General features: G+C 63.3%; 11 protein-coding genes. 2 read left to right on the forward strand and 9 right to left on the reverse strand.

What is annotated here, in order from left to right:
* Positions 1-7: 7 nt before the first annotated feature.
* Entirely contained in the window at positions 8-1,279 is a 1,272-nt protein-coding gene (locus D906_RS08190) for an Hsp70 family protein (protein WP_016712231.1), read from the reverse strand.
* 164 nt (positions 1,280-1,443) lie between these two features.
* Here D906_RS08190 and cbpA point away from each other — a divergent pair, with 164 nt between their 5' ends.
* Together cbpA and D906_RS08200 are read left to right on the forward strand one after the other, a co-directional pair.
* Complete coding sequence (gene cbpA, locus D906_RS08195) at positions 1,444-2,400, forward strand: curved DNA-binding protein (RefSeq protein ID WP_019098567.1); 957 nt, start codon at positions 1,444-1,446, stop codon at positions 2,398-2,400.
* A 2-nt stretch (positions 2,401-2,402) separates the two neighbouring features.
* Positions 2,403-2,708: a chaperone modulator CbpM gene (locus D906_RS08200; protein ID WP_019098566.1), complete on the forward strand. Its 306-nt coding sequence runs from the start codon at positions 2,403-2,405 to the stop codon at positions 2,706-2,708.
* A 68-nt stretch (positions 2,709-2,776) separates the two neighbouring features.
* Here D906_RS08200 and D906_RS08205 read toward each other — a convergent pair whose 3' ends face one another.
* The 8 genes from D906_RS08205 to D906_RS08240 form a co-directional block, all read right to left on the reverse strand.
* Entirely contained in the window at positions 2,777-3,292 is a 516-nt protein-coding gene (locus tag D906_RS08205) for a GNAT family N-acetyltransferase (protein ID WP_019098565.1), read from the reverse strand.
* A 31-nt stretch (positions 3,293-3,323) separates the two neighbouring features.
* Positions 3,324-4,022: an urea ABC transporter ATP-binding subunit UrtE gene (urtE, locus tag D906_RS08210; RefSeq protein WP_016712227.1), complete on the reverse strand. Its 699-nt coding sequence runs from the start codon at positions 4,020-4,022 to the stop codon at positions 3,324-3,326.
* Positions 4,023-4,041: 19 nt separating this feature from the next.
* Positions 4,042-4,899, reverse strand: a complete 858-nt coding sequence (gene urtD / locus D906_RS08215) for an urea ABC transporter ATP-binding protein UrtD (RefSeq protein ID WP_016712226.1) — start codon at positions 4,897-4,899, stop codon at positions 4,042-4,044.
* A complete protein-coding gene (urtC, locus tag D906_RS08220; RefSeq protein ID WP_027614870.1) occupies positions 4,896-5,975 on the reverse strand; it encodes an urea ABC transporter permease subunit UrtC in 1,080 nt (359 codons plus the stop codon). The genes urtD and urtC overlap by 4 nt, the downstream gene beginning before the upstream one ends.
* Complete coding sequence (urtB, locus tag D906_RS08225; RefSeq protein ID WP_371105410.1) at positions 5,975-7,495, reverse strand: urea ABC transporter permease subunit UrtB; 1,521 nt, start codon at positions 7,493-7,495, stop codon at positions 5,975-5,977. Before urtB ends, urtC begins: the two co-directional genes overlap by 1 nt.
* Positions 7,496-7,583: 88 nt before the next feature.
* Positions 7,584-8,849: an urea ABC transporter substrate-binding protein gene (gene urtA / locus D906_RS08230; RefSeq protein WP_016712223.1), complete on the reverse strand. Its 1,266-nt coding sequence runs from the start codon at positions 8,847-8,849 to the stop codon at positions 7,584-7,586.
* 185 nt (positions 8,850-9,034) lie between these two features.
* Entirely contained in the window at positions 9,035-10,441 is a 1,407-nt protein-coding gene (gene cycA, locus D906_RS08235; RefSeq protein WP_027614871.1) for a D-serine/D-alanine/glycine transporter, read from the reverse strand.
* Between the two features lie 159 nt (positions 10,442-10,600).
* Positions 10,601-11,968: a PepSY domain-containing protein gene (locus D906_RS08240; protein ID WP_027614872.1), complete on the reverse strand. Its 1,368-nt coding sequence runs from the start codon at positions 11,966-11,968 to the stop codon at positions 10,601-10,603.
* Positions 11,969-12,026: the final 58 nt, after the last annotated feature.

Raw genomic sequence — 12,026 nt, forward strand, 5'->3', positions numbered from 1 at the left:
GGATGCTTCAGGCCGCCCCGTACCGCTTGCGCGCCTCGATGGCCAGCCCGCTACCAATGCTGCCAAAGATATTGCCTTCCACATGCCGCGCATTCGGCAGCATCGCCGCAACGCTGTTACGCAGCGCCGGAATACCGCTGGAACCGCCAGTGAAGAACACCGTGTCCACCTGGCCTTCGCTCACGCCAGCCTTGGCCAGCAATTCGGTCACGCTACCCCGCACTCGCTCCAGCAGCCCTTCGATCGCTTCTTCGAACAGCACGCGAGTCAGCTCTGCCGTCAGCTCAGGCTCGACACGGCGCAGGTCGATGTGGCGGCTTTCACTGTGGGTCAGCTCGATTTTGCTGGCCTCGACCTCCATCGCCAACCAGTGCCCGGCGCGCTGTTCGATCAGCTTGAACAGGCGGTCGATGCCGAAGCTGTCTTCGATGTCGTAGCGCATGCTGCCCAACGCCAGTTGCGACTTCTGTGAATACAGGGCGTTGATGGTGTGCCAGGTGGCCAGGTTGAGGTGATAGCTGGTGGGCATCAGCGCGCCGCTCTTCATGCGGCTGCCGTAGCCGAACAGCGGCATCACGCCCTGCAGGCTCAACTGCTTGTCGAAGTCGGTACCGCCAATGTGCACACCGCCGGTGGCGAGGATGTCACTTTGGCGCTCGGCGACCAGGTGGCGCTCGGGCGACAGGCGGATCAGGGTGAAGTCGGACGTACCACCGCCGATGTCGACGATCAGCACCAGTTCTTCGCGGCTGATGCTTGACTCATAGTCGAAGGCTGCGGCAATCGGCTCGTACTGGAACGACACATCCTTGAAACCGATCTTGCGCGCGACATCGGCCAGGGTGTCTTCGGCTTCCTGGTCGGCAGCCGGGTCTTCGTCGACGAAGAACACCGGGCGGCCCAGCACCACCTGGTCGAACTCGCGACCCGCGGCAGCCTCGGCGCGCTTTTTCAGCTCGCCGATGAACATGCCCAGCAGGTCCTTGAACGGCAGGGCGCTGCCCAGCACGCTGGTGTCGTGCTTGATCAGCTTGGAGCCCAGCAGGCTCTTCAGCGAGCGCATCAGGCGGCCTTCGTAGCCTTCCAGGTACTCGTGCAGTGCCAGGCGGCCATAAACCGGGCGACGTTCCTCGATGTTGAAGAACACCACCGAGGGCAAGGTGATCTTGCCGTCTTCCAGGGCGATCAGCGATTCCACGCCAGGGCGGTGCCAGCCGACCGTGGAGTTGGAGGTGCCAAAGTCGATGCCCAGGGCACGGGCCGGGGATACGTCAGACATGGGGAATGAGCTTCCGGAGGCAAAACGGCCGCGCAGTGTATGCCAGTTGGCTACAGAATCAAGACCAGTCGTCTGCCATGGAGCAAACCCAAAGCGGCCTTGAAAGGCTATGCTTGACCCCTATCTTCAGTGGCAACACGCACATTTACATTGGTGATCCATAAATGGACTTCAAAGACTATTACAAGATACTCGGCGTAGAGCCCACGGCGGACGACAAGGCGATCAAGGCCGCGTACCGCAAGCTGGCCCGCAAGTATCACCCCGATGTCAGCAAGGAGCGCGACGCCGAGGATAAATTCAAAGAGGCCAACGAGGCCTACGAAGTGCTGGGCGACGCGCAGAAACGTGCCGAGTTCGACGAAATCCGCAAGTACGGCGGCCAGCATGGCCGGCCGTTCCAGGCACCACCTGGCTGGGAAAGCCGTGGCGGTGGCGGCGGCTTCGAGGGTGGCGACTTCTCCGACTTCTTCAGCTCGATCTTCGGTGGGCGAGGGGGTGGCAACCCTTTCGGTGGCGCCCGTCAGCAACAACGCAGTGCCGGCAGGCGAGGGCAGGACGTGGAGCTTGAACTGGCGGTATTCCTTGAAGAGACCCTGAGCAAGGAGTCCAAGCAGATCAGCTTCCAGGTGCCGCAAACCAATGCCATGGGCCAGCGCACCGGCTTCACCACCAAGACGCTGAACGTGAAGATCCCGGCCGGGGTGACCGACGGCGAGCGTATCCGCCTTAAAGGCCAGGGCGCCCCGGGCAGCGGTGGTGGGGCCAATGGTGACCTGTTCCTGACCATCCGCATGGCACCGCACCCGCTGTTCGATGTCGAAGGCCATGACCTGATCATCACCGTGCCACTGGCACCGTGGGAGGCGGCCTTGGGCACCAAGGTGGCGGTGCCGACCCTGGACGGCAAGATCAACCTGACCATCCGCCCCGACAGCCAGAGTGGCCAGCGCCTGCGCGTACCGGGCAAAGGCCTGGCGAACAAGCAGGGCGAGCGCGGCAACCTTTACGCGCAGCTCAAGGTGGTCATGCCGACGACTTCTGACGAATCTACCCGTGAACTGTGGGCCAAGCTTTCCGAAAAGGCCGCGTTCAACCCGAGGGCACAATGGAGTAAGTGATCATGAGCAGCACCCTGATCGTTCAACTGGACATGCGTACCCTGTGTCAGGAAGCCGATGTCACGGCGGACTGCGTGATCGAAATCGTCGAGCACGGCATTGTCGAACCCTCCGGGCGAACGCCTGAGGACTGGTTGTTCGACGATCAGGCGCCGTTAGTGGCCAAGCGCGCGGCGAAGCTGCATCAAGAGCTGGAACTGGAATGGGAAGGGGTGGCGCTGGCGCTGGAGTTGCTGCAGGAGGTGCAGCAGTTGCGCAGCGAGAACAACATGTTGCGCCAGCGGCTGGGCAGGTTTACTCAGATGTGAGTGTGTTTGCCTGCACTGGCCTCTTCGCGGGCGTGCCCGCGAAGAGGCCAGTGCAGGCAACATCAATCTCAGGATGGCTCTGCACCTGGGTTCAGCACCAGCTGCATGAAAGTCAAATCCAGCCAGCGGCCAAACTTCACCCCCACCTGCGGCATCTGCCCGGTCACCACAAAGCCCAACCGCTCATGCAGGCGCACCGAGGCTGCATTGCCACTTTCGATGGCCGCGACCATCACATGCTTGCCGCAACCGCGTGCCCGCTCGACCAGCGCCGCCATCAACACCGGCCCCAACCCCTTGCCACGCTGGTCACCCCGGACATACACCGAGTGCTCCACGGTCAGACGAAAACCTTCGAACGGCCGCCAGTCGCCAAACGAGGCATACCCCAGTACACCCGTCTCATCCACCGCCACCAGGATCGGATACCCCTGCTGCGCGCGTGCATCGAACCAGGCCTGGCGGTTGGCCAGGTCTACCGGGGTTTCGTTCCAGATCGCCGTGGTGTTGCGCACGGCGTCGTTGTAGATGTCGAGGATGCCTGGCACGTCGGCAGGCAGGGCATCGCGTATTTCGTAACTCATGACAGCGTCTCGCAGGGGCGTTGCTTGCAGATTAAATGGTTACCAGCCCACGCACACCTTCGGCCTGCATGTTTTCGCCACGCCCGCGCTGGACGATCTCACCCCGTGCCATGACCAGGTACTGGTCGGCCAGTTCTTCGGCAAAGTCGTAGAACTGCTCCACCAGCAGAATCGCCATGTCACCACGCTCGGCCAGGCGGCGGATGACAGCACCGATTTCTTTGATGACCGAGGGCTGGATGCCTTCGGTCGGCTCGTCGAGGATCAGCAGGCGCGGGCGGCTGGCCAGGGCGCGGCCGATGGCCAGCTGTTGTTGCTGGCCGCCCGACAGGTCACCGCCACGGCGTTGCTTCATCTGCTCCAGTACCGGGAACAGCTCGTAGATGAAAGCGGGGACTTCGCGGGCTTCACGGGCCGGGAAGCGGGACAGGCCCATCAGCAGGTTTTCCTCGACGGTGAGGCGCGGGAAGATCTCGCGGCCCTGGGGTACATAGGCGATACCGGCATGTACCCGTTGCTGGGGCTTGAGGCTGGTGATGGGCTTGCCTTCCCATTCGATGCTGCCATCGCGGGCAGGTACCAGGCCCATCAGGCAGCGCAGCAGCGTGGTCTTGCCCACACCATTGCGGCCCAGCAGGCAGGTGACTTCGCCAACCTTGGCTTCGAAGGACAGGCCCCGGAGGATGTGGCTGCCGCCGTAGTATTGGTGCAGCGTGTCGATTTTCAGCATGTCATGTCCTTGGAATAGATCATCGGCCCAAATACACCTCAACTACCCGCTCATCCGCCTGCACCTGCTCCAGCGAACCTTCTGCCAGCACACTGCCTTGGTGCAACACGGTCACATGGTCGGCAATGCTCCCCACAAACCCCATGTCATGCTCCACCACCATCAGCGAGTGCTTGCCGGCCAGGCCTTTGAACAACTCGGCGGTGAACTCGGTCTCGGCATCGGTCATGCCGGCCACCGGTTCGTCCAGCAGCAGCAATTGCGGCTCTTGCACCAGCAACATGCCAATCTCCAGGAACTGCTTCTGCCCATGGGACAGCAAGCCGGCCTGACGTTGAGCCAGGGGCAGCAGACGCAAGGTGGTCAGCACCTCTTCGATGCGCTGGCGCTGCTCACCGCCCAGGCGCGCCGCGAGGCTGGCCCACACCGACTTGTCGGTCTTCAGCGCCAGCTCCAGGTTCTCGAACACGGTCAGCGCCTCGAATACCGTGGGCTTCTGGAACTTGCGGCCAATGCCGGCCTGGGCGATCTGGTATTCGCTCATGCGGGTCAGGTCGAGGGTGTCGCCAAAATAGGCGCTGCCGGTGTCGGGGCGGGTCTTGCCGGTGATCACGTCCATCATCGTGGTCTTGCCGGCGCCATTGGGGCCGATGATGCAACGCAGTTCGCCCACGCCGATGTACAGGTTCAGCGCGTTGAGTGCCTTGAAGCCATCGAAGCTGACGCTGATGTCCTCCAGGCTCAGCACCGTGCCGTGGCGGGTATCCAGGCCGGCCTTGCGGCTCTGGCCCAGGCCGATGGCATCACGGCCGGCGCCCAGGTTGTCGAACACAGGTTCCAGCATGAATTCCGGGTGGACCGGGGGCACGCCTCTCATGGCTGGCTCCTTTTCTTCAACAGGCCGACCACGCCCTTGGGCAGGTACAGGGTGACAAGGATGAACAGTGCGCCAAGGAAGAACAGCCAGAACTCAGGGAAGGCCACGGTGAACCAGCTTTTCATGCCATTGACCAGGCCGGCACCGAGCAACGGGCCGATCAGCGTGCCACGCCCGCCCAGGGCCACCCACACGGCGGCTTCGATGGAGTTGGTCGGCGACATCTCGCTGGGGTTGATGATGCCCACCTGTGGCACGTACAGCGCACCCGCCAGGCCGCACAGCACAGCGCTCAGCACCCACACCAGCAGCTTGAAACCACGCGGGTCGTAGCCACAGAACATGAGGCGGTTTTCGGCATCGCGCACGGCGGTGAGCAGGCGGCCGAATTTGCTACGGGTCAGGCGCCAGCACAGGTACAGGCTGGCCAGCAGCAAACCGACGGTAAGCAGGAACAGCACGGCCCGGGTGCCTTGCGCGGTAATGTCGAAACCGAGAATGGTGCGGAAGTTGGTGAAGCCGTTGTTGCCACCAAAGCCGGTTTCGTTGCGGAAGAACAACAGCATGCCGGCGAACGTCAGGGCCTGGGTCATGATCGAGAAGTACACGCCCTTGATTCGCGAACGGAAGGCAAACCAGCCGAACACCAGCGCCAGCAGCCCCGGCGCCAGCACCACCAGGCACAGAGCCCAGGCGAAATGCTGGGTGCCGGCCCAGTACCACGGCAGCTCGGTCCACGACAGAAAGGTCATGAACCCCGGCAGGCCGTCACCGGCCGCCTGGCGCATCAGGTACATGCCCATGGCGTAGCCGCCCAGGGCGAAGAACAGGCCGTGGCCCAGCGACAGCAAGCCGGCGTAGCCCCAGACCAGGTCCAGGGCCAGGGCGATGATGGCGTAGCAGAGGATCTTGCCGACCAGGGTCAGGGTGTAGGCCGACACTTGCAAGGCATGGTCCGCCGGCAGCAGTGACAACAGCGGCAGGGCGACCAGCAGCAGGACGACGAGGGCGCCGATGGCCAGCGTCAGGCGCGGCCCGGCCTTTTGCGTAGCGGTGACAAGCAGTGGCTGGTTCATCAGTCGATTACCCGTCCCTTGAGGGCGAACAGGCCTTGCGGGCGTTTCTGGATGAACAGAATGATCAACGCAAGGATGAGGATCTTGCCAAGCACGGCACCGATCTGCGGCTCCAGCAGCTTGTTGGCGATGCCAAGGCCGAAGGCGGCCCAGAGGCTGCCGGCCAGTTGGCCGACGCCGCCCAGCACCACCACCAGGAACGAATCGATGATGTAGCTCTGGCCCAGGTCCGGGCCGACGTTGCCGACCTGGCTCAGGGCCACGCCGCCGAGCCCGGCAATGCCAGAGCCCAGGCCGAAGGCGAGCATGTCGACGCGCCCGGTGGACACGCCGCAGCAGGCAGCCATGTTGCGGTTCTGGGTGACGGCGCGCACGTTCAGGCCCAACCGCGTGCGGTTGAGCAGCAGCCAGGTGAGCAGCACCACGGCCAGGGCAAAGCCGATGATGACCAGGCGGTTGTACGGCAGCACCAGGTTGGGCAGCAGCTGGATGCCGCCCGACAGCCAGGCCGGGTTGCTGACTTCGACGTTCTGCGCGCCGAACAGCAGGCGGATGGCCTGGATCAGGATCAGGCTGATGCCCCAGGTGGCCAGCAGCGTTTCCAATGGGCGGCCGTAGAGGTGACGGATGACCGTGCGCTCCAGCGCCATGCCGACCCCGGCGCTGATGGCGAAGGCCACCGGCAGGGCGATCAGCGGGTAAAACTCGATGGCGTCCGGGGCGTAGCGCTGCACCAGCACCTGGACCATGTAGGTGCTGTAGGCGCCCAGCATCAGCATTTCGCCGTGGGCCATGTTGATCACCCCGAGCAGGCCGAAGGTGATGGCCAGGCCGAGTGCTGCCAGGAGCAGGATCGAGCCCAGCGACAGGCCACTGAAGGCCTGGCCGAGCAGCTCGCCGACCAGCAGCTTGCGCTTGACCTGGGCCAGGCTGGTTTCGGCAGCGGTGCGCACCCCTGGGTCGCTTTCTGCATCGGGTTGTAACAGGGCTTCGAGGCGGGTGCGGGCCAGCGGGTCGCCGGTTTCGCCCAGCAGGCGCACGGCGGCCAGGCGTACTGCCGGCTCGCTGGCGCCCAGTTGCAGGTTGGCCAAGGCCAGGCCGAGGGCGGCGTGCACGGCGGTGTCGGTTTCGCTGGCGAAGCGCCGGTCGAGGAAGGCCATTTGCGCAGGTTGTGCGCTTTTTTGCAGTTGCTGGGCGGCGGCCAGGCGGGTGTCGCTGTTGTCGCTGAGCAACCGGTGGCTGGCCAGGGCGTTGTCGATCAGGCCGCGCAGGCGGTTGTTCAGGCGTACTTTGCGGGTGTCGTCAGCGGCGATGCGACCTTGGCGCAGGTTTTCGAGCAGCGGCAGGCGAGTGGCATCGGGTTGCGCCGCCCAGCTTTCGAGCAGTTGGGCTTGCTCGGCGGGCTTGGCGGTGAGGAAGAATTCGCCCTCGCTGGCCTGGGTTGCCAAGGGCAATAGCAGGAGAAGGGTGAGCAGGAGTCTGAGCATGCGGGTAATCCTGGAAATCGGCGGTGGATTCATCGCGGATAAATCCGCTCCTACACGGTCGGCGCTGAACCTGTAGGCGCGGATTTATCCGCGAAAGGGCTGCAAAGCAGCCCCAATGCACTCAGTTACCTTTCACTGCATAGTCCGGGCGCTTGTCATTCCCCGGAATGAACGGGCTCCACGGCTGCGCCCGCAGCGGCTGTTCGGTTTCCCACACCACGCTGAACTGCCCGTCATCCTGAATTTCGCCGATCATCACCGGCTTGTGCAGGTGGTGGTTGGTCTTGTCCATGGTCAGGGTGAAGCCCGATGGCGCCTTGAAGGTTTGCCCGGCCAGCGCTTCGCGCACCTTGTCCACATCGGTGGACTTGGCTTTTTCCACGGCTTGCGCCCACATGTGGATACCTACGTAGGTGGCCTCCATCGGGTCGTTGGTCACGGCCTTGTCGGCGCCCGGCAGGCCCTTGGCCTTGGCGTAGGCCTTCCAGTCGGCAACGAACTTCTGGTTCACCGGGTTATCCACCGACTCGAAGTAGTTCCAGGCGGCCAGGTGGCCCACCAGCGGCTTGGTGTCAATGCCGCGCAGCTCTTCTTCGCCTACCGAGAACGCCACCACCGGCACGTCGGTAGCCTTCAGGCCCTGGTTGGCCAGTTCCTTGTAGAACGGTACGTTGGAGTCGCCGTTGACCGTTGAGATGACCGCCGTCTTGCCGCCTGCGGAGAACTTCTTGATGTTGGCGACGATGGTCTGGTAATCGGCGTGGCCGAACGGCGTGTACACCTCTTCGATGTCCTTGTCGGCCACGCCTTTGCTGTGCAGGAAGGCGCGCAGGATCTTGTTGGTGGTGCGCGGGTAGACGTAGTCGGTGCCCAGCAGGAAGAAGCGCTTGGCACTGCCGCCGTCTTCGCTCATCAGGTATTCCACGGCCGGGATCGCTTGCTGGTTGGGCGCGGCGCCGGTGTAGAACACGTTCGGCGACATCTCTTCACCCTCGTATTGCACGGGGTAGAACAGCAGGCCGTTGAGCTCCTCGAACACAGGCAACACCGACTTGCGCGACACCGACGTCCAGCAGCCGAACACCACCGCCACCTTGTCCTGAGTCAGCAGCTGGCGGCTCTTTTCGGCGAACAGCGGCCAGTTGGAAGCTGGGTCGACCACTACCGGCTCCAGCATCTTGCCGTTCACACCGCCCTTGGCGTTGATCTCGTCGATGGTCATCAGCGCCATGTCCTTGAGCGAGGTCTCGGAAATGGCCATGGTCCCGGACAGCGAATGCAGGATGCCGACCTTGATGGTCTCGGCGGCCTGGATACTCCAGCTCAGGCCCATCGCCGCAATCGATGCGCTGAGGGTAAAGGCCTTGATCAGACTGCGACGCTTCATGTGCTCTCTCCGCTGAGTTTTTATGTGTTGGGCAAGCGGGGAGGGGGGTTGCAAGGGGTGTGCCTAGTGGCGGAAGGTGCGTAATAGAGGGGCTGTGCGAGGTGTTGGGGCGTTGGTTGGATCCAGATTGGTGCCTGGGATATTTGTGTGCACAGGATTGGGGCTGCAAAGCAGCCCCAGGGCTATCAGCCGTTACGCACAGCCGAGCGTGGATGACGTCTGCTGCGCACACCCTGATAAGTCACTGCCAGCAGCACGAACCAGATCGGCGTCACCAGCAGCGCCGAACGCGTATCTGCCTCCAGGCTCAGCAACACCAGGATGAAAGCGAAGAACACCAAACACACGTAGCACATGAAGCGCCCGCCCGGCATCTTGTACTTCGACGCCTGGTGCAGCGCTGCACGATGCTTGCGGTACTTCAGGTACGACAGCAGGATCAGCGTCCACACGAACATGAACAGCACCGCCGAAACGGTGGTCACCAGGGTGAACGCCTCGACCACGTTCGGTACCAGGTAGATCAGCACCGCACCCAGCAACAGGCAGGTGCAGGAGAAGTACAGGCCGTTGGCTGGCACCGAGCGGCTCGACAGTTTTTCGAACGCCTTGGGTGCGTCACCTTCCTGGCTCAGGCCATAGAGCATGCGGCTGGTGGAGAACACGCCACTGTTGGCCGAAGAGGCCGCCGAGGTCAGTACCACGAAGTTGATGATGCTGGCTGCCGCCGGCAGGCCGGCCAGTACGAACAGTTCCACGAACGGGCTCTTGCCCGGCACCACGTCGCGCCACGGGGTCACGGCCATGATTGCAATCAGCGCCAGCACATAGAAAACGATGATCCGTACCGGGATCGAGTTGATAGCCCGTGGCAGGGTGCGCTCCGGGTTCTTCGCTTCGGCTGCGGTGGTGCCCACCAGTTCGATACCGACGAACGCGAACACGGCAATCTGGAAACCGGCGAAGAAGCCCATCAGGCCATTAGGGAACATGCCGCCGTCATTCCACAGGTTGGCCAGTTGCGCCGTGCGCCCGCTGGGCGAAGTGAAGCCGGTGATGACCATGTACAGCCCGGTGGCGACCAGGCCGAGAATGGCGACGATCTTGATCAGCGCGAACCAGAATTCCATCTCGCCGAACATCTTCACGGTGACCAGGTTCAGCGACAGCAGCAGCCCTACACAGGTCAGCGCGGGTATCCACTGTGGAAGGTCCGGGAACCAGAACTGCGTATAGGCCGCGATGGCCACCACGTCGGCAATACCAGTGACCACCCAGCAGAACCAGTAGGTCCAGCCGGTGAAGTAACCTGCCCAGGGGCCGAGCAGGTCGGCCGAGAAGTCGATGAACGACTTGTAGTTGAGGTTCGACAGCAGCAGTTCGCCCATGGCACGCATGACGAAGAACAGCATGCAGCCGATGATCATGTAGACGAAGATGATCGATGGACCGGCCAGGCTGATGGTTTTGCCCGAGCCCATGAACAGGCCGGTACCGATGGCGCCACCGATGGCGATCAGCTGGATGTGGCGGTTGGTCAGGTTGCGTTGCAGGTGTTGCTCTTCGGGTGGTGTGGATGAGGTTTGCGTCATAGGCTGCATTCCCTTGTAAGGTCGGTCTTCTTGTCTGAGGTAGCCGGTTAGGCTGACACGCGCGTTCCAGTTCGGGGCGCGACAGATCGACTCTACATTTGGGTAGCAGTGTTCTGCCTGTGCCGGCCTCTTCGCGGGTAAACCGGCGCAGGCTAAAACTCAGGCGCTGGCCAGCGCCCGACGACGGCGTACCACCAGGCTATCCACCACCCACATCACCACCATCGACACCCCCACCAGCGGGAACATCACCCCCAGCACCAGCATCACCCCCACCGCCGTCTTCCACCGCGGCAGGTCATGGCGCAGCGGCGGTACGCCCAGCCCACCCGTTGGCCGGCGCTTCCACCACATCACCAGCCCGCTCACCGAGCCCAGCAGGATCATCAGGCACACCAGCAGGATGATGATCTGGTTGAGGGCGCCGAACATCTTGCCTTCGTGCAGCATTACCCCCAGCTCGGTGGCGCGGGCGACCGGGCTGTAGTCCTGCCAGCGCACATCAGCCAAGACCTTGCCGGTATATTGGTCGACATGCAGGGTGGCGTCGTTGCGCGGGTCGTCGGCAAACACGGCAATGGTGAACACGCCGTCTGCCGTGGTCGGCAGGGTGATGCTGTAACCCGGCTCGACCTGGCGGGCAGTAGCGATGTCTTCGACCTGCTGCACGCTCACCTGGGGGGCTGCGGGCATGTCCGACATCATGTGGTGCCCGGCGTGTTCGGCGTGCGCGCCGGACTGCGGCATCGGCGTGTTCTCCATCGCCCAGGGCACGGTCTGGCGGTGCGCACTGTTCAATTCACCCGCCTGCTGGTCCGACTTGGGCACGTCGTTCCACATGGCCGCCGGGAAGCGGTTCCACACATCGGCGTACTGCTTGCCCCACAAGCCGGTCCAGGTCATGCCGCTGACCAGCATCAGCAACAGCAAGGCCGAGCCCCAGAAGCCGGTTACCGCATGCAGGTCGCGCCACAACAGCCTGCCGCGTGACGACAGCCGTGGCCATAGCACGCCGGCACCGTTGCGTCCGCGCGGCCACCACAAATACAGGCCCGACACCACCAGCACGATGCCCCAGCCGGCCGCCAGCTCCACCAGGCGGTCACCAACCGTGCCGACCATCAGTTCGCCATGCAGGGCGCGGGCGATGGCTTGCAGGTTTTGCTTGCCGTCCTGCTCGCCGAGGACCTTGCCGCTGTACGGGTCGACAAACACATTCAGTTCACGCCCGCCGTCATGCACCACGAACTGCGCACTGCGCTCCGCGTTCAGCGGCGGCAGGTACTGGCCGACGTGAGCCTTGGGGTAGGCCTGGCGCACTTCGGCCAGCATTGCATCGGCGCCCTGTCGGTGGTGGCCGGCTTCGACCACCATCAGGTCGCGGTACAGCAGCGGGTCGAGCTGCGGCTTGAACAGGTAGATGATCCCGGTGATCGCCAGCAGGATCATGAACGGGGCCACGAACAGCCCCGCATAGAAATGCCAACGCCAGGCCAGGTTATAGAAATTGATGCGTGTTCCTCTCATGGGAACCTCCTGTGTGACCAGCTGATGGGCGCAACCGAAGTTGCGCCCGTTGTTGTTG

It is taken from the genome of Pseudomonas sp. LAIL14HWK12:I1, from assembly GCF_003202095.1.
GTDB classification, from domain to species: Bacteria; Pseudomonadota; Gammaproteobacteria; order Pseudomonadales; family Pseudomonadaceae; genus Aquipseudomonas; species Aquipseudomonas monteilii.